20 protein-coding genes and 1 riboswitch are annotated in these 18731 nt (G+C 36.6%); of the genes, 2 read left to right on the forward strand and 18 right to left on the reverse strand.

Annotation, left to right across the window (positions count from 1 at the left end; genetic code table 11):
* Window positions 1-2 precede the first annotated feature (2 nt).
* On the forward strand, window positions 3-1718 hold the full coding sequence (locus CaldiYA01_RS06885) for a methyl-accepting chemotaxis protein (RefSeq protein ID WP_207178171.1): 1716 nt from the start codon (window positions 3-5) through the stop codon (window positions 1716-1718).
* Window positions 1719-1767: 49 nt separating this feature from the next.
* Here CaldiYA01_RS06885 and purB read toward each other — a convergent pair whose 3' ends face one another.
* The 16 genes from purB to ruvC form a co-directional block, all read right to left on the reverse strand.
* On the reverse strand, window positions 1768-3198 hold the full coding sequence (purB, locus tag CaldiYA01_RS06890) for an adenylosuccinate lyase (protein WP_207178173.1): 1431 nt from the start codon (window positions 3196-3198) through the stop codon (window positions 1768-1770).
* A 60-nt stretch (window positions 3199-3258) separates the two neighbouring features.
* Window positions 3259-4452 (reverse strand): pyridoxal phosphate-dependent aminotransferase, encoded by a 1194-nt coding sequence (locus CaldiYA01_RS06895; RefSeq protein ID WP_207178175.1) that lies wholly within the window; start codon window positions 4450-4452, stop codon window positions 3259-3261.
* A 129-nt stretch (window positions 4453-4581) separates the two neighbouring features.
* On the reverse strand, window positions 4582-5475 hold the full coding sequence (locus tag CaldiYA01_RS06900; protein WP_207178177.1) for a dipeptidase: 894 nt from the start codon (window positions 5473-5475) through the stop codon (window positions 4582-4584).
* Between the two features lie 33 nt (window positions 5476-5508).
* Window positions 5509-6231, reverse strand: a complete 723-nt coding sequence (locus CaldiYA01_RS06905; RefSeq protein WP_207178179.1) for an MBL fold metallo-hydrolase — start codon at window positions 6229-6231, stop codon at window positions 5509-5511.
* Window positions 6228-7373, reverse strand: a complete 1146-nt coding sequence (metX, locus tag CaldiYA01_RS06910) for a homoserine O-acetyltransferase MetX (RefSeq protein WP_207178181.1) — start codon at window positions 7371-7373, stop codon at window positions 6228-6230. The genes CaldiYA01_RS06905 and metX overlap by 4 nt, the downstream gene beginning before the upstream one ends.
* A 123-nt stretch (window positions 7374-7496) precedes the next feature.
* Window positions 7497-8774 (reverse strand): O-acetylhomoserine aminocarboxypropyltransferase/cysteine synthase family protein, encoded by a 1278-nt coding sequence (locus tag CaldiYA01_RS06915; RefSeq protein WP_207178183.1) that lies wholly within the window; start codon window positions 8772-8774, stop codon window positions 7497-7499.
* 112 nt (window positions 8775-8886) lie between these two features.
* Window positions 8887-9009, reverse strand: a riboswitch (SAM riboswitch).
* Window positions 9010-9081: 72 nt separating this feature from the next.
* Complete coding sequence (locus CaldiYA01_RS06920; RefSeq protein WP_207178185.1) at window positions 9082-9369, reverse strand: YhbY family RNA-binding protein; 288 nt, start codon at window positions 9367-9369, stop codon at window positions 9082-9084.
* A gap of 113 nt (window positions 9370-9482) precedes the next feature.
* A complete protein-coding gene (locus tag CaldiYA01_RS06925) occupies window positions 9483-9668 on the reverse strand; it encodes a hypothetical protein (RefSeq protein WP_011917100.1) in 186 nt (61 codons plus the stop codon).
* A 108-nt stretch (window positions 9669-9776) separates the two neighbouring features.
* Window positions 9777-11060 (reverse strand): GTPase ObgE, encoded by a 1284-nt coding sequence (obgE, locus tag CaldiYA01_RS06930; protein ID WP_207182761.1) that lies wholly within the window; start codon window positions 11058-11060, stop codon window positions 9777-9779.
* A 104-nt stretch (window positions 11061-11164) separates the two neighbouring features.
* Window positions 11165-11464, reverse strand: a complete 300-nt coding sequence (rpmA, locus tag CaldiYA01_RS06935) for a 50S ribosomal protein L27 (RefSeq protein ID WP_207178187.1) — start codon at window positions 11462-11464, stop codon at window positions 11165-11167.
* Window positions 11448-11789, reverse strand: coding sequence for a ribosomal-processing cysteine protease Prp (locus tag CaldiYA01_RS06940; protein ID WP_207178189.1), 342 nt, complete (start codon window positions 11787-11789; stop codon window positions 11448-11450). Before CaldiYA01_RS06940 ends, rpmA begins: the two co-directional genes overlap by 17 nt.
* 15 nt (window positions 11790-11804) lie before the next feature.
* Window positions 11805-12116: a 50S ribosomal protein L21 gene (gene rplU / locus CaldiYA01_RS06945; protein ID WP_207182762.1), complete on the reverse strand. Its 312-nt coding sequence runs from the start codon at window positions 12114-12116 to the stop codon at window positions 11805-11807.
* A gap of 167 nt (window positions 12117-12283) precedes the next feature.
* Window positions 12284-12820: an epoxyqueuosine reductase QueH gene (locus tag CaldiYA01_RS06950; RefSeq protein ID WP_207178191.1), complete on the reverse strand. Its 537-nt coding sequence runs from the start codon at window positions 12818-12820 to the stop codon at window positions 12284-12286.
* Window positions 12817-13833, reverse strand: a complete 1017-nt coding sequence (ruvB, locus tag CaldiYA01_RS06955; RefSeq protein ID WP_207178193.1) for a Holliday junction branch migration DNA helicase RuvB — start codon at window positions 13831-13833, stop codon at window positions 12817-12819. The genes CaldiYA01_RS06950 and ruvB overlap by 4 nt, the downstream gene beginning before the upstream one ends.
* Before the next feature lie 33 nt (window positions 13834-13866).
* Window positions 13867-14460, reverse strand: a complete 594-nt coding sequence (gene ruvA, locus CaldiYA01_RS06960) for a Holliday junction branch migration protein RuvA (protein ID WP_207178195.1) — start codon at window positions 14458-14460, stop codon at window positions 13867-13869.
* The gene (gene ruvC, locus CaldiYA01_RS06965) at window positions 14457-14957 is read right to left on the reverse strand and encodes a crossover junction endodeoxyribonuclease RuvC (RefSeq protein ID WP_207178197.1); all 501 of its coding nucleotides are present in this window, start codon (window positions 14955-14957) and stop codon (window positions 14457-14459) included. Before ruvC ends, ruvA begins: the two co-directional genes overlap by 4 nt.
* Before the next feature lie 158 nt (window positions 14958-15115).
* Between ruvC and CaldiYA01_RS06970 the strand changes: the two genes are divergently transcribed.
* Window positions 15116-15598 carry a GNAT family N-acetyltransferase gene (locus CaldiYA01_RS06970; RefSeq protein ID WP_011917090.1) on the forward strand — a complete coding sequence of 161 codons (483 nt, stop codon included), beginning with the start codon at window positions 15116-15118 and terminating at the stop codon, window positions 15596-15598.
* 90 nt (window positions 15599-15688) lie between these two features.
* On the opposite strand, the gene melA is transcribed toward CaldiYA01_RS06970, so the two are convergent.
* Together melA and arfA are read right to left on the reverse strand one after the other, a co-directional pair.
* Window positions 15689-17005, reverse strand: a complete 1317-nt coding sequence (gene melA / locus CaldiYA01_RS06975) for an alpha-glucosidase/alpha-galactosidase (RefSeq protein WP_207178199.1) — start codon at window positions 17003-17005, stop codon at window positions 15689-15691.
* A gap of 164 nt (window positions 17006-17169) precedes the next feature.
* Window positions 17170-18687, reverse strand: coding sequence for an arabinosylfuranosidase ArfA (arfA, locus tag CaldiYA01_RS06980; protein WP_207178201.1), 1518 nt, complete (start codon window positions 18685-18687; stop codon window positions 17170-17172).
* Window positions 18688-18731 lie beyond the last annotated feature (44 nt).

An 18731-nucleotide genomic window follows, 5' to 3' on the forward strand; every position in this document is an offset into this window, starting at 1 on the left:
TATTGTTTAAAAATGTTAAAATAAGAACAAAGCTTGTTTTTCTCTTTTCTTTCATTTTTTTAGCTTTTATCGTTACCTTAGAAGCTTATATCATCCCCTCTGTTATGACAACCATTGAAAGTCAGATAAAAAATAAACTAAAAAATGTAGTTCAAGTAGCAGTTTCTATTTGTGAAAATGAGTATAAGTTACAACAATCAGGTAAGAAATCACAGCAGCAAGCTCAGAATACTGCTAAAGAGATAATTAGAAATTTAAGGTACAACGCTACAGACTATTTATGGATAAATGACTTGCAACCAAAAATGGTTATGCATCCTTTTAAGAAAGAATTAGAAGGACAAGATTTAGACAATTACAAAGATCCAACAGGATTCAAACTTTTTGTTGCAATGGTTGATATAGTTAAGAAAAAAGGAGAAGGATTTGTAAAGTATCAATGGGAAAAACCCAATACAAAAAAGCTCTATCCGAAAATGTCATATGTAGTATTGTTCAAACCATGGGGCTGGGTAGTAGGTACAGGTATTTACATAGATGACTTGGTTGAATATCAAAACAAAATTAAAATGACTATTAGATCAATTGCAGGTTTAATACTTCTGATAGCTATATTTCTCATCTTCTCAATAACATTATCACTTGGCCGAAGACTTTCTCAGGTTGAAAAGATGGCAGATCAGCTTTCGCATTTTGACCTGTCTAAGACAGACGAACTTAAAACTATTAGTTCAGATGAAATTGGAAAGGTCATGGATGCTTTCATTACGATGAGTAAAAATCTTAAGGATATGATAAAACAAATAAAAGATGTTGCAAGTTCAGTTTTAGATGCTGCAAAGGAGCTTACATCTGCCTCAAGTGAGATTGCAAATGTGTCAGAACAAATAGCACTTGCAATTTCGGATGTCGCAAAGGGAAGCTCTGAACAGGCAAGCTCAATTGAAAAATCAAGTGAGAAACTATCTTCCCTCTCAAATTCTGTACAAAGCATTTATGAAAAAATGAAAGAAGCTTACTTTTCAGTCCAAGCTGTACATCAGACAATCAACGATGGGCAGGAATTAATCTTATCTCAAGAACAAAACATGAACAGAGTAAAAGAAATATGGCAAGATGTGCAAAATATTATGACAAGGTTTTCTGAGATGAGCAATGAAATTGTCAAGATAACCTCTTTCATTACAAATCTCTCAAAAGAGATAAACCTTCTTGCTTTGAATGCATCAATTGAAGCATCAAGAGCTGGTGAAGCAGGTAAAGGCTTCATGGTAGTTGCAAATGAGATAAGAAAACTTTCCGAACAGACATCAACCTCAGCAAAACAAATAGGAATACTCTTAAAAGATATTTACCAAAATATTCAAACAATTTCGAACCAGTTTGAAGTATTTAACAAGTCTTTAGAAACTCAAGATAACATAACAAAACAGACCAAAGAGGTTTATTTACAAATTCTGCAGTTTTCAAAAGATCTAATTGAAATGATAAATAATGTGACAAAAAGCGCAGAAATAGCAAGCAGTAGCATCTCCATAATATCTCAGGAAATTGCTAATATAGCAAGTATAGCTCAAGAAACTGCTGCTGCAACCCAGCAAACTGCTGCATCAACAGAAGAACAAACTGCAACAGCTCAGACAATTGCATCTACAATGAAAAATTTAGAAAACTTAGCGCAGCAAATGGCTAAAAAAGTTGAAATATTTAAAATATAGAAATACAGAAAATTAGGGACTTTTACCTTTAAAGGTAAAAGTCCCTAATTTATATATTAACCTGCGACTCAAAATTAAGATCTCCTTTATACTTTTCAAGTATTGGTTTGACATATTCATCATAATACTCTTGCACCTGTGAAGGAGCCCTACCCACAAATTTTTTGGGGTCCAAAATAGCCTGAATTTCCTCTTTTGAAAGTTTAAAACTTGGATCATTTGAAATAAGCTCTATAAGATTATTTTCTTTCCCAAACTCTTTGACATTTCTTCCAGCTTCCATGGAATACTTTCTTATTTTCTCATGCAAATCTTGTCTGTCACCGCCACGCTTTACAGCTTCCATCAATATATTCTCAGTTGCCATAAATGGAAGTTCTTGCTGTATATGCCTTTCTATCATCTTTTCATACACAACAAGCCCACTTGCAACGTTGTGATAAAGGTTTAAAATACTATCTGTTGCCAAAAACGCCTCTGGAATTGATATTCTTCTGTTTGCGGAATCATCCAATGTTCTTTCAAGCCACTGAACAGATGCTGTAAACAGCGGATTTTGAATATTCACCATGACATATCTTGCCAGCGCGCAGATTCTTTCACTTCTCATAGGATTTCGCTTATAAGCCATTGCAGATGAACCAACTTGAGTTTTCTCAAACGGCTCTTCAATTTCCTTTAAGTGTTGCAAAAGTCTTATATCATTTGCAAACTTGTAACTGCTTTGTGCAATTGAAGCTAAAACTGATAAGACCAGAAAATCATATTTTCGTGGATATGTTTGTGATGTCAACGGAAAACTCTTTTCAAACCCCATCTTTTTGCATACAAGCTTGTCAAGCATTTTTACCTTTTCTTCATCGCCATCAAAAAGTGCCATAAAACTTGCTTGAGTACCAGTTGTTCCTTTGACTCCTCTCAGATAAGTATGCTCCATAACATACTCCAGAAACTCTAAATCCATCACCAAATCCTGAACCCAAAGCATAGCTCTTTTGCCCACAGTTGTCAGCTGTGCAGGCTGAAAATGCGTAAATCCGAGCGTGGGCATATCTTTATACTTTAGAGCAAAGTCGGACAAAACCTTTATGCAGTTTACAAGTTTTTTTCTGATAAGTTTTAACGCTTCATACATAATGATAATATCTGCGTTGTCTGTAACAAAACAGCTTGTTGCACCAAGATGAATTATTGGTCTTGCTTTTTTGGCCTGCTCGCCAAACGCATGGATATGCGCCATCACATCGTGCCTGAGTTCTTTTTCCTTTTGCCTTGCTACTTCATAGTTTATATCCTCTGCATATCTTTTCATTTCTTCAATCTGCTCATCTGTAATATCAAGGCCAAGCTCTTTTTGTGCCTCTGCCAGTGCAATCCAGAGCTTGCGCCAAAGCTTAAAACGTGTATCATTTGAAAAAAGTCTCTTCATCTCATCGCTTGCATATCTTGAATTTAGTGGTGTCTCATAAATATCGTTCACCTTACTTCACATCCCCATTACTTCTCAATTCTTTAGCATTTGATACCATATATTATACTACTAACTTAGCTTTTCAACAAACCTCTTGATTCTTTCAAGCCCTTCTCTTATATTCTTCTCGGATGTTGCATATGAAAGTCTTATATGATTTTCCATTCCAAATCCTTCACTTGGAACTACAGCTACCTTTTCTACTTCCAAAAGAATTTTTGCAAATGTATTTGCCGAGTCTATTAATTTGCCTTCAAAACTCTTTCCAACAGTAGCAGATACGTCAACCCAGATATAAAATGCACCTTCGGGCTTCAGTGCAGATAAAAACTTGGTATCATTTACAAGGCTATAAATTAAGTCTCTTCTCTTTTCAAATTCGCATATCATCTTTTTTACGCTATCCTGCGGACCTACCAGTGCTTCATACGCAGCATACTGGGCAATTGAATTTGGGTTTGAGGTTGTGTGGCTTTGAAGGTTTGACATAATCTTTGCAAGTTCCTTGTTTGAAAGGGTATAACCAATTCTCCATCCTGTCATCGCATACGATTTTGAAACACCGTTTACAACAATTACAAACTCTTTTGCCTTTTCATTTATCGATGCCGCCGATATGTGCTTTTTGCCATCATAAATCAACTTGTCATATATTTCATCAGAGACAATAAATATTTCTCTTTCAATACAAAACTCAACAATTTGTTTAAGCTCCTCATATGTATAGACCATACCGGTGGGATTTGAAGGTGAATTCAGCACAAGCGCTTTTGTTTTTGACGTCGCATACCTTTCAATGTCAGATACTGTTATTTTGTAATTCTTTTCTTTTGTTGTTGGGACAACTACTACCTTCCCACCTGCAAGTTTTATAAGTTCTGGATATGTAACCCAATATGGAGATGGTAAAAGTACCTCATCACCATCGTTTAAAAGTGCAAAAAACACGTTCATAAGCGAATGCTTTGCACCATTTGAAACAACCACTTCATCTGGAGAATAATCTACTGCATAATTCTCTCTGTAATACTTTGCAACAGCTTCTTTTAAACAGCTAATCCCCGCAACTGGCGTGTATTTTGTATACCCTTTTACAATAGCTGAAACTGCAGCATATTTAATATTATCTGGAGTATCAAAATCAGGCTCACCCGCACCAAATCCGATTACGTTTTCACCAGCTTCTTTTAATTTTTTTGCAAGGCTATCGATGGCAAGTGTCGGTGATGCTGAAATATTAAGTGCTCTTTGAGAATATTTCATTTTTTATTGATTCTCTCCTTCAAATCATTTTTGCAATACTATATCATATTTATATGCATTTTTCAATAGTACTGGTACAGAAAACTAAGAATTTTTCAACTAAAAACGCAAGAAGCTACTATAAAAATTTCATTTTAAAAATCTTTCAGTAAACCTTGAAAGATTAAAATAGCAAATGTCCATAATCTCTTTTTCAGAAAATCCCCATTTTTTGAGTTCTTCTTGTATGTTCGGCAAATCTTCAACTCCTCTCAAGCCTTCCGGGAAATCATCTGCCCCGTCAAAATCAGACCCAAACGAAATGTACTTCACACCAATTAATTCTGCAATATATGCTATGTGTTTGGCAACATCATTCAAATTAGCTTTACCTTTATATTTTACAAATGGAGAATAAAAATTAATTCCTATTATGCCATCGAAATCTCTCACAATTTTTATCTGCTCATCTGTAAGGTTTCGTGGGTGCGGGCATAAGCTAAAACAGTTAGAATGGCTTACTATAAAAGGTTTATTTAGATGCTTTATAACATCCAAAAAAGTCTTCTTTGATGCGTGTGCAAGGTCTATGATAAAGTTTTCTTCAAGTAGCTTTTTTAAAACTTTTTGTCCGATACTTGTCAAGCCTTTATCTGAATATGCACCACCGCAAAGTTTATTTTCGTGATTCCAGGAAAGTGTTGCACTTTTTACCCCTCTTTGTTTTAGAAGCTCTATCTCATATATGTCATTTATAAAAGATATATCTTCAATTGAAAGTAAAACGTTTATCATGACATATTCGATTTTTTGGCTTTTAGCTACGTTGTTTATTTCGTACTCATTTATTCTGTCCAAAAAATAAAAGGCATTTTTCAAAAAATCAATGCCTTCTTGACGTGTGTCTTGCCATATTGCCATGTATTGAAGTCTTAAATTAACTTTTTTTGCCCTCTCAAAGTCAAACTGGCAGGAATTTTTGTAAAGATTCTCACCTTTGGAAAAAGCGGTGGTCACCGTATCATTATGGGCATCGGCAAACATTTTACAAAGCTCGCTGGATTTTTGGCCTCTCATTTATAATTCTATTGTGTCATTATCAGTTGCAAGAACAACATTTTCAAAAACCTCTTTTGCAGACAGAAGATGTTCTTTTTCGCTGCATTCAGGCTTTAAATGGGTCAAAACAAGAAGCTTTGCATTTGCTTTTTTTGCAATTTCAGCTGCCTGCTTTGGACTCAAATGAAATCTCTTTTCAGGTTCAATTTTCTCCACTTCCTTGTCTGTGTATGCTGCGTTTAACAAAAGCACATCTGCATCCTTGAAAAATTCTATCAATTCTTCTTTAAATCCTGTATCACCTGAGAATCCAAAAACCTTGTCATCTACTTCAATTCTTACAGCAAAGCTTTTGTAAGGATGCTGACCTTCTAAAAAGTTGATTGTAAGATTTCCTATTTTTGCTTCCATATTATTTTCAATTTCCTTAACCCTGTACACTCCTTTTCTTATCAGATCATACTCCTCTTTTGGCTCAGAAGGTATATAAAGGTCTATTTCTTTGCCTCTTGATGCAAGATAGTATCTCAAAACTCCCAAATCACTTGTGTGATCAGCATGAAGGTGGCTGCAAATAATAAATGAAATCTCATCAAAAGAAATAAAGTTCAAAAGCCTTGTCAAAACTCCACTTCCACACTCAAGTAGAATATTTGCCTCTTTTGTCCTCAAAAGATACCCCGATGTAGGCTCACCTTTTGCCGGATAAGGTCCTCTTGCTCCCAAGATATTCAATCTCATCTTATCATCTCCTTGTTATATAGTAATTCTAAAAATTCAGATATAATATTCCTGTACTTCTCCTCTTCAACCAAAAAAGAGTCGTGACCATAATCAGACTCAATCTCTTTGTAAACAAGGTCAACCCCAGCTTCTAAAAGCTTGTCTCTCATAAATCTCATCCGAGATAGCGGAAAGAGTATATCTGATGTTATGGCAATTAGCATAAATTTTGCCTTTATTCGTCTTAAAGCTTTTTCTTCACTGCCATATGTCCTTCCCAAATCATAAAGGTCCATTGCGCGTGTGAGATAAAGATACGTGTTTGCATCAAACCTCTGAACAAGTTTCATACCCTGATAGTGTAAATAACTTTCTACTTCAAACTCGGTGTTAAACGACTCAAAAAAGCTCTCAACAGGGTCTTTCATTCGTCGATTAAACTTTTTATCCATGAGCTTATCAGACTGGTATGTTATCATGCCAAGCATTCTGGCAATTGAAAGTCCCTGAGAAGGTCCTGTCTTGTCATAGTAGTCTCCACCGTGCCAGTTTGGGTCTGCCATAATAGCCCTTCTCATAACTTCATTAAATGCAATTGACTGCGCGTTGAGTTTAAGTGGCGATGCAATGTTTATAACCCCGTCCATAAAATCCGGGTAGCTCACAGCCCACTCCAAAGCCTGCATTCCGCCCATGGAACCGCCAACAACACATAGTATATGGTCTATCTTTAGAGCTTCTAAAAGCTTTTTCTGAACATTCACCATGTCTTTTATGGTTATTATAGGAAACCTTGCACCGTAAGGTTTTCCTGTCTCAGGGTCAATAGAAGAAGGACCTGTTGTCCCCTGACAGCCCCCAAACACATTTGAACATATTACAAAATATTTATTTGTGTCAATCATCTTGCCGGGACCAACAAACTTGTCCCACCATCCTGGCTTAGGGTCATCTTCTGAATGCTTTGCAACATGTGAATCGCCTGTCAAGGCATGAGTTATCAAAATAACGTTGTTTTTTTCCTTATTAATTTCTCCATATGTCTCATAAGCAACTGTAATTGGTCCAAATTTCTTGCCACTTTCTAATACAAAATCCTTGTTGTGTGCAAATTTTACAAACTTTTTGTAACCCTCTTCCCAGAACTCAAATTTTTCCAACTTTTCTTTACCCCCACCAAAAAGATTAATTAAAATGAAAGATTGCCCCATCTTTTATTTAATAAATCTTGATTTTTGGAGCAATCTTTCATTGCTACTTGAGATGTCAGTTTAAAAACTATTTTACACTTTATTCAGTGCACTCTCAATATCATATATTAAATCTTCAATATCTTCAATACCTACAGAGAGTCTAATCATCTCTGGCAAAACTCCAGCTTGCCTTTGCTCTTCTTCTGTTAGCTGCTGATGGGTTGTTGATGCAGGATGAATGATGAGTGATTTTGCATCACCAACATTAGCAAGATGTGAAAAGAGCTTTACATTGTTTATAATCTTCTTTGCAGCATCGTAGCCACCTTTTGGACCAAATGTGAAGATTGCACCCGGTCCTTTTGGAAGATATTTCTTGTAAAGATCATAATACTTGTTACCTTCTAAAGCTGGGTAGTTTACCCACTCAACCTTTGGATGGTCATTTAGAAACTTGGCAAGTTTCATTGCATTGTCAACATGTTTCTGCATTCTCAAAGAGAGCGTCTCAACACCAAGCAGTATCAAAAACGAGTTAAATGGGGAAAGGCATGCACCAATGTCGCGCAAGAGCGTAAGTCTTAGTTTTGCAATGTATGCAGCATTTCCAAACTCTTTTGTGTAAATAAGTCCATGGTAGCTTGGGTCTGGCTGAATCAAATCTGGGAATTTTTCGTTCCACTCAAACTTGCCAGAGTCAACAACAATACCTGCAATTGATGTTCCATGCCCGCCCAAAAACTTTGTCATTGAATACACAACAATGTCTGCCCCATGTTCAATAGGACGAAATAGATACGGGGTTGCAAACGTGTTGTCAACAATAAATGGAATCCCATGCTTGTGAGCAATCTCAGCTATTGCCTCAAAATCAGGTATGTTTATATTAGGATTTCCAAGAGTTTCTACAAATATAGCCTTTGTCTTATCTGTGATTGCCTTTTCGAATTCTTCTGGATAGTCAGGATTTACAAACTTCACTCTAATTCCAAGTTTTCTAAGAGTGTGAGCAAAAAGGGTGTATGTTCCGCCGTATAAAGTGGATGCTGCAACAACCTCATCACCGCTTCTTGCGATATTTAAAATCGCATAAGTGATAGCAGCCTGCCCTGAAGATGTTGCAACAGCTCCAACCCCACCGTCAAGTGCTGCAATTCTTTTTTCTAAAACATCTGTTGTCGGATTTCCTATTCTTGTATAGATATTTCCCGCTTTTTTGAGTGCAAACAGGTCTGCTGCCTCTTCAGGTGTTTCAAAGATGTAAGAGGTTGTCTGGTAAATTGGAACAGCTCTTGATTTTGTCTCTCTATCAACAAACTGCCCTGCATGAAGTTGAAGAGTATCAAAACCGTATTTTTTTTCTTCCATCTTCTCTTTTCCCCTTTCGTTAATTTTTATAATATCCTGGTTTTCAAAAAAGATAAAAAAATAGTCTTCCTGCAGATAAGCTACAAGAAGACTTTTTTCAAAATCTTCTTACTTCTTATCTGCCAGGTATTTAAAAAAATACCTGCTGGAATTGGCACCAAGAAAAAGGGCACCCCTACCTTTTTCCGGTTGCCGGGCTTCATTGGGCCAGTCCCTCCGCCACTCTTGATAAGAAGTAATTTTCTGATATTCAATTTTGTTGTTTTGATTATACCATTAATAATTCTATTGGTCAATACCCTACTTTTTAAATCTGAATTCTTGGATTTTCTTCAGACATTCTATAGATTACAATTTTTCTGCCAATCACCTGTACAGGCTCTGCAATTAGTTTTTCGCATATATAAGCTATCGCTTCTTTCGGCTCTATCTCGCAGTTCTTCTCAAGCGCAATTTTTATAAGCTCTCTTGCAGTGAGTGCTTCATCTATTTGTTTGAGCACCCCTTCTGTAATCCCTTCCTTGCCAATTCGAATAATTGCATCCATTGTATTTGCCATACCCCTGAGTTTTGCTCTTTGTTTGGATGTTAACAAGATATCTTTCACCTCTTTTTGAATTTAATTTTTGATAAACTACATATTTTTCGCTATTTATAAACTAAAACGGCAGAAAGGTAAAAATCCTTTCTGCCGGCGTTTTTTTATTTTTAGACCTCTACTTCTTTTCGAGACCTGCGCCGCTGCTTCTCGTACTCTGGATCCCCCTTTTTCCAACCGCTTCTTACCTTCTCAACCACCTTTTGTTTTGATACATCCACAACAAACCCGTTTTCCTTAAAACAAAAGTATGTGGTATTACCTACCTTGCAGTTCCCACAATTGATGCACTCCATTTAGAAAAGATAACCTCCAAACCTTTTAAGAATTTCTTTTTGCTTGTCAATTATTTTAACCCATTTTTGCTGTTTTGTCTATATCCATTTTTATGATAAATCTAAAACTTATTCATAATATTCAAACTCAACATCAAGTATCCTCACAATGTCGCCATCCTGGATTCCCATCTCTCTTAACTTGTCAAAGACACCAAGCTTGTTTAAGAAATTTTGAAAATACCTGAATGAGTCATGGTCATTTAAAACTATGTTTCTTGCAACCTTTTCTACAACTGTTCCTTCTACAATATATATACCATTTTCTTTTCTGATAGTTAGCGGCTTTACATCCTTTTTCTTATAGTACACAAACGTCCGCGGCTTTGCATCCTCTTGTTCATTTTCAGCTGCCTTTTGCTGCTTCAAAAGTTCATAAGCCCTTTTTAAAACCTCTCTTACACCCATGCCAGTTGCAGCAGAGATGGGATACACTTCATAGCCCATCTTTTCAATCTCTTCTTTGAAAAGTTCAAAATACGCCTGTGCATCAGGAAGGTCCATCTTGTTTGCAGCAACAATTTGAGGCTTTTGTGCAAGATCTGGACTGTATTTTTTAAGCTCCTCATTGATTTTTATAAAATCTTCAACAGGCTCCCTTCCTTCACTTCCAGACACATCAACAATATGAATCAGGACCTTTGTTCTTTCAACATGTCGCAAAAACTGATGCCCCAGACCTGCTCCTTCGCTTGCACCTTCAATAAGCCCCGGAATGTCGGCAAGAACAAAACTTTCACCCTCACTAATATATACAATCCCAAGGTTTGGATACTTTGTTGTAAATGGATAGTTTGCTATCTCAGGTCTTGCATTTGTTGCAACGGACAAGAAGGTTGACTTTCCAACATTGGGATAGCCGATGAGCCCAACATCTGCTAAAACTTTGAGCTCCAATATCACCCAAAGTTCATCACCTTTTTCCCCCACTTCAGCAAATCTTGGCACCTGACGGGTTGATGTTGCAAAATGAGCATTTCCCCTACCACCTCTACCACCATGTGCAACAATCGCTCTGTCGCCTTCTCTCGACAGGTCAGCAATTATCTCACCAGTTTCAGCATCTTTTATTACAGTTCCAACAGGAACCTTTATTATCAAATCCTCACCGTCTTTGCCGTGCATATTGTTAGGTCCGCCACGCTCACCGTTTTGTGCTTTGTAATGTCTTTTGTATTTAAAATCAAGCAGGGTGTTCAGCTCCCTGTCAGCAACAAATATAACATCTCCACCTTTTCCGCCATCGCCACCTGCAGGACCTCCTGCAGGAACATACTTTTCGCGTCTGAATGCAACTATGCCGTCTCCCCCATCCCCTGCTTTGACATAAATTTTTGCTATATCCACAAACATGAAAATCTCACCTCTTTTAAGAACAACTAAAAGATACAAAAAAAGAGACAAACCTCTTTTGTCAGTTTGCCTCTTTTTGAAAAGCGTTAAACCATAATAGATTTTTATTGAACAGCAACCATCTCTTCAGCTGGAATAACAGACACAACTTTTCTTCCTCTCTTGTTTTCAAACTTTACATACCCTGTTACTAAAGCAAAAAGTGTGTCATCTCCACCACGACCAACATTTTTGCCTGGGTGGAATTTAGTCCCTCTCTGTCTTACCAAGATGTTTCCTGCCAAAACAAACTGACCGTCTGACCTTTTAACACCAAGTCTTTTTGACTCGCTATCTCTTCCGTTTCTTGTTGAACCACCAGCTTTCTTGTGTGCAAAAAGCTGAATGTCAAACATTAGCTTCATCCTCTTTCACCTCCACTTTAACATATTTTGGATATTGAGACTCTATCTCTTTTAAAGCTAAATATGCTGTTTGAAGAAGAAGCGAACAGCCTTTTGTTACTTCTTCATTGTTATTTAGCACTTCAAATTCCAAATATCCTTCTTTTTGTTCCAACGAATGCTCAGCTTTCAATATCTCAATGCAGCCATTTACATTTGCAAGTACTATTGAAGAGACTGCACTGCAAACTATGTCTTTACCCTTTGGGGCAAAATGGCTGTGCCCTTTTACAACTATTTTGTAATACCCTTTGTTTTGTGATTTTAAAAAAGTAGCTTCAATCATCTTTGGCAGCTTAATTTACTTTGCTATTTTTGTTATCTGAATCTTTGTATACCACTGGCGATGTCCAAGCTTTCTGTGATAACCTGTTTTTGATTTGTAAGTAAATACTATGACTTTTTTGTCTTTTGCATGTTCTAAAACCTTCGCTTCAACATATGCGCCCTCTACGTACGGCTTTCCAACAACAAACCCATCGTCGGACGAAATTGCCAACACCTTGTCAATCTTTACCACAGAATCAACATCAGCTTTTAATTTTTCAACCTTTAAAACATCGCCTTCCTGCACCTTATATTGCTTTCCACCTGTTTCAATTATTGCATACATCCTCTTCTTCATACCTCCTGCTTTTAAGAAATTTTTCAAATCCACATGCACGCCGCTACGGGAGCAATTTACCCTTTGCGAGCGCTCATAAAACAACATTCAATATTATAGCATTGAATATTGCCCATTACAATAGCAAATTTTCCTCAAAACCCTTTGTGTCTTTATTATTTTGTTTCCTTGTAAAACCTCTCTTTTTCACTGTAAATGCAGCCGCAATACTTTTGCATATAAAGTCCTAACTCTTTTGCTTTTTGCCTTCCTTCTCTAAATCCTTCCCTGAAATCTCTATAATAAAATTCAATCTCGTATTTTTTAGAAATTGCTTCTCCAAGTTCTCTTATAAGTTCATGCTTCTGATAAGGACTTACCAAAAGAGAGGTTGTAAAGGCATCAAACCCACTTTTTTTCGCAACCAAGGCAGTTCTTTCCAATCTTACAGAATAACAATAAATACACCTTGCATATTCTCTAAAAGCACAGTTTCGCAAAAACTCTTCCAAGGGATATTCATCTATCACAATAAGTTTTTTACCTTTCATTTCATAAAAAAGTTTTGCAGAATCCAATCTGTTTTTAAATTCTGTATAAGGATGAATGTTGGGATTGAAAAAAAGCCCAAAAACTTCATGCCCTTCTTCACTTAGCTTTTCCAAAGGATACACACTGCAAGGACCACAGCATGTGTGCATAAGTAACCTCATCTTTTATCACCGCTCTCATTAAGCTTAAACTTTATCTTTGCTATATGACTTATAGCTTTTTGAGTTGCAACTCTTCCTCGCGCAGTCTTTACCAAAAAACCTTCCTGAATCAAATAAGGTTCATAGATATCTTCAATTGTTCCTTCATCTTCGCCAATAGCAGCTGCAATTGTAGAAAGTCCAACAGGTCCTCCACCAAACTTGTAAACTATCGCTTCTAAAATGTTTCTGTCAACAAGGTCAAGTCCATATTCGTCCACCTCAAACATCTCAAGACCACTTTTTGCAACCTCATATGTTATACTTCCTGTGTGCTTTACCATAGCATAATCTCTAAGTCTTCTAAGTAGCCTGTTTGCAACCCTTGGAGTTCCTCTTGAGCGCTTTGCAATCTCTATGCATGCTTCTTTTTCTATATCGCACTTTAAAATGCTGGCAGACCTCATAACAATCTGGCTTAGCTCTTCAACTGTGTAGTAGTCAAGCCTCTCTATTATTCCAAACCTGTCTCTCAGCGGTGATGATAAAAGACCTGCCCTTGTGGTTGCTCCAATGAGTGTAAAAGGTGGCAAAGTCAATCTTATAGTTTTTGCGGACGGACCTTTGCCAATCACAATATCAACCTTTTTGTCTTCCATTGCAGGATATAAAACCTCTTCGATTGTCCTGTTTAGTCTATGAATTTCATCAATAAATAAAATATTATTTTCACCAATATTTGTAAGAATGGCAACAAGGTCGCCTGCTCTTTCTATTGCAGGACCAGATGTTACTTTTATATCAACTCCCATTTCATTAGCAATGATGTTTGCCAAGGTGGTTTTCCCAAGACCAGGCGGACCATATAAGAGTACATGGTCAAGAGGTTCTTTTCTTTTTTTAGCAGCTTCAATAAAGATTTTTATTTTTTCTTTCACCTTTTTCTGACCAATATACTCTTCAAGCATCTTTGGTCGTAGTGACTCCTCATGAACATCCTCAACAGAAAATTTATTATCCAGTAATCTTTCCATTTTATTTCATTCCTCTTTGGATTTATTTTTTTCTCAAATCTTTGATAATTTTTTCAAAGCAAGTTTTATTCCATCTTCTAAAGAAAGTTCAGAAAAATCTTCGGATGAAAGAACCTGGTTGATTTCATCTATCTCATATCCCAAGGATAAAAGTGCTAAAGATATCTCTTCAAGTTTTTCATAAGTTTTTTCTTCTTTACCTGAAGTAGAAGCCACTTTGAACTCTTTTTTGAGTGTCTCTTTGAGCTCAAGAATTATCCTGCTTGCAGTTTTTTTCCCAATTCCTTTTACCTTCTCAAGCCTTGCCACATTTCCCTTTGCAATCTCAACAATAAGCTCTTGAAAGTCTATTGAAGAAAGAATCTGAAGAGCTAATTTGCTGCCCACACCGGTTACCTTCTGAAGCTTTAAAAAAAGTTCTCTTTCCTCCCTTGTCAAAAAACCGTAACATTCAAGCTCTGATAAATTTTCGTTAAACTTTAGGCTAACATATACTCTCTTTTCTTTGCCTAAAAATTCAGAGAATTTTGTGCCATTACAAAGTATTTTTATGTATATGTTATTGTAATTGAGGATAACATAGTTATTAAATACCTCTTGGATGGTTCCCACAATAGAATCTATCATACTTCATCCTCCTGATAAAGTACCGAAGAGCTTGACAGTATATGACACAAAGCAACAGCCAAAGCATCAGCAACATCATCTGGCTTAGGAATTTCAGAAAGACCAAGTAGACTTTTTACCATTTTTTGTATTTGAGTTTTATCTGCTCTACCGTATCCAGTTATGGATTGTTTAACTTGCAAGGGGGTATATTCGTAAATGCTCAGGTTATTCTGAATACATGTGAGAATAATCACACCTCTTGCCTCACCAATTGTGATAGCAGTTTTTGAGTTTTTATTGAAAAAAAGTTCTTCAATTGCAACAACGTCAGGCTGGTACAGCGAAATTATGCTACAAAGCTCAGTATAAAGATGTAAAAGTCTCATCGACTTTTTGAGACTGCTCGAAGTTTCTATTCTGCCATAGTCGATTACTTTAAACTCTGAGCCATTTTTAGACTCTATAACACCATAACCACTTAGCGCAATTCCAGGGTCAATACCAAGCACTCGCAACTTTTCTCAAATCCTTTCTCTATATTTCGAATTTTTAACCCCTACAAACATTGATTCTTTATTCATTTTAGCACAATTTAATTTTTTTATCTACAAAATATATGCTTGCATTTTTATTCTTTTTAACTTATAATTATGCATTGAAGGAGGAAAGAATAATGGAATTTGTGGTTCGAAGAGCAACTTATGATGATGTAAAGGCTATAAAAGAAATAACAAAAGAGGCGTTTACAAAGTATTGTGAGCTTGCAGGTATTGACCCTGCCAAAAATGCAGCTGTGAATGAGACTGAAGAGGATATAAAAAGGGATATTGATACCAAAGAGGTTTATGTTGCTTTTATGGATGGAATAATTGTAGGCACTATTAGAGTGGAGATATTTCCTGACAAAACGGCGTATATAAGCAGGTTTGGAGTAAGACTCAACTATCAAAATAACGGTGTTGGAAAAGCTCTTATGAAGGTAGTAGATGAAAGACTAAAAGAACTTGGGGTCAAAAAGGTTTATCTTCACACAGCTTCAAAGGTTCGCGATCTTGTTCGATTCTATTATGCAAGAGGCTTTTACATTGTTTCTACCTCAAATGAAAATGGGTATATTAGAGCACTTTTGTGTAAAGAGTATGATGAAGAAAACTAAAGGGCTTTGCATAGCTCATTGTAACATGGGATTTTGAGCTTCTTGTGCATGCAAAGCCCTTTTCGGCTTTAATTTATATATTAATCAAAATTACCTATAAAACTTTTCTGGCAGCCATTCTTTTTCAGCTTCAAACATCTCGTCTACCATCTGGCGTATTTGGTCTAAATCCAAAACTGCACTTGTGAGAGGGTCCATCATAACCGCATGATAAACTGCTTCTCTAACACCTGTCAAAGCAGCAAGAACAGTTAGCTCTTGAACGTTTATATTTGTTCTATTCAAAGCTGCAAGCTGTGGTGGTAGATTTCCAACATAAGTTGGCTGAATACCATTTTTGTCAACCAAACATGGCACTTCAACACAGCATCCATCAGGCAGATTTGTAATCAAACCTTTATTTTCAACATTACCATTTATCACACTTGGAGTATTTGTCTCTATAGAATGGATGATAGTTGCACAGTATTCGTTACTTCTTTTCGGGTCGATGTAGTCTGCCTCTGCCATTTTCTTCAGGTCCTCGAGCAAAGTTTTCGCAGCATCTAAGCAGCAATGCAAATACATACCATTGTAATGTTCTTTGTGCCATGAATGTGTTCTATGGATTTTATTTATCCAATTATCACTTTTTCTAAAATAGGGAACATATTCAGACATATGAAAACTTGACTCTGAAACATAATATCCAAAATGTTTTAGTATCTCGAATTTTGTAACATCCTGTGTATAGATTTCTGGATCATTTGCTTTTTCTCTTATAAGAGGATATGCATCTTTTCCTTTCCACTCAAATTTCAAAAACCATGCCATGTGGTTTATACCTGCACATAAGTATGATATATCTTCCATTTTTGCCCCAATAATCTTTGCTAAAAATTCAGCAGTTCCTTGAACACTGTGACAAAGCCCTACATTTTTTATATTCGTAGCCTTATTCAACGCCCAGCAATTCATTGCCATTGGATTTACATAATTGAGCAAAAGTGCGTCAGGACATAGCTCCTCCATGTCCTTTGCAATGTCAAGTAAAACCGGTATTGTTCGCAAAGCCCTGAAAACTCCACCCGGACCTATTGTATCACCAACTGCCTGTTTTACACCGTATTTTAGAGGAATGTAAATGTCATACTCGAAAGGTTTTAAACCTCCAACCTGTATTGTGATAATAACATATTTTGCACCTTTTAAAGCCTCTTTTCTATCAGTTGTAGCTTCAAGTTTAGTAGGATACTTTTCCTGTTCAATGAGCTTTTGCAGAGCTTTTCTCATAAATTCAAGCCTTATACTGTCAATGTCCATAAGCGCTATTGTAGAGTTTCTTAGCTCTGGATATGACAAAATGTCTCTTACCAAGTTCCTTGTGAAAACTCCACTTCCTGCACCTATGATAGCTATTTTGAGCATACTCTCATCTCCTTCCATGAATATATCTTTTATTTTAACCTTTCGGCCGCTGTATTTAAATTCTTATAATTTTGAAACTTCTATCAGATTTTATAAAACAAACAAGACAGCTTCTTAAATTTTATACTCTTTAAGAAGCTGTCTTGCTTAGCTATGCAATGCAATTAATTTTCTTTCTTCTTTAACCTGATAACATTCCATGAGAATTTGGGCAATATGGATGTTAAAACATTGCCTTCTATCTTTGAATTTCCACCTTTGTGGGGCACAACATTGTCAGGCTTATCTTGAGTGTTTCCTTTGTAAATATCATCACTTTCATATACAATGTGCTCCACAACCTCAAAGCCTTCAAAACCATCAAGCTTAAATTCAACTTGCATCTCCTCTTCTAAATCTCTGTTGACTGCAAAGACTGTTATTTCATTCTTTTCCTCATTGTATGTTGCAACTGTTTCAATGTATGGAACATCAGTAAAGTCTTTTGAGTCATATTTAGGAGAATTTACCTTAGGAAGCAGTGCTACTCCATGTCCAAAGTTTGCAGCATGCATGAAAGGATAATAGATTACCTGTCTGTAAGCAATTCCACCCTTTACAGTGGTAATTGGGGCAATTACATTTACAAGCTGTGCCATGCACGCCATCTTGACTCTATCACAGTGTTTCAAAAGCGCAATCAGCATGCATCCCACCAAAATTGCATCTTCGAACACATAATCTTCTTCAGCAATAGCACGAACTTGAGCCCAGGGCTCTGCTTTTTGGTCTTTTCCCTCAAGATGAGCATGGTACCATACATTCCATTCGTCAAATGAGATATTGACAACCTTTTTGCTTCTCTTTTTAGCCTTTACATAGTCAATTGTTGATATAACTGTTTTGATAAACTCTTCCATTTCAAATGATTTTGCAACAAAATTCTTTGTGTCTTTTTCAGGATTTCCATAGTACACATGTAGAGAAACATAATCTACAAGGTCATATGTGTGGTCCAAAACAATTGCTTCCCACTCAGGAAATGTTGGCATTTTGGGACCTGAGCTTCCCGCTGCAACAAGCTCTATAGTGGGATCTATCCACTTCATAACCTTTGCTGTCTCTCTTGCAATTCTGCCATACTCATGGGCTGTTTTATGACCTATCTGCCAGTCACCATCCATCTCGTTCCCAAGACACCATACTTTTATGTTGTGCGGCTGTTCATAACCATGATGACGTCTCAAATCACTGTAGTATGTGCCGCCTGGGAAGTTGCAATATTCAACTAAGTTTCTTGCAGCGTCAATTCCACGTGTGCCAAGGTTTACTGTCATCATAACAGAGGTGTTTGCTCTTTTTGCCCATTCAACAAATTCGTTTACACCAACCTCATTTGTCTCGATGGCTCTCCACGCAAGCTCAAGTCTTCTCGGTCTTTTTTCTTTTGGACCAATACCGTCTTCCCAGTTATACCCCGACACAAAATTGCCGCCAGGATATCTTACAATAGGAACATTCAGCTGCCGAACAAGTTCTAAAACATCCTTTCTAAACCCCATTTCATCAGCCTGCGGATGGTCTGGTTCATAGATTCCTGTGTATATTGCTCTTCCCATGTGTTCCAAAAATGAACCGTAGATTCTCTTGTCTACTTGCCCAATTACGAACTCCTTATCATAGATGACTTTTGCTTTTTTCATGTTTCTTTTCATCCTCCCTCAAAATTAGTAATGATTTTAAAAAT

This window comes from Caldicellulosiruptor diazotrophicus (assembly GCF_017347585.1).
Lineage (GTDB): Bacteria > Bacillota > Thermoanaerobacteria > Caldicellulosiruptorales > Caldicellulosiruptoraceae > Caldicellulosiruptor > Caldicellulosiruptor diazotrophicus.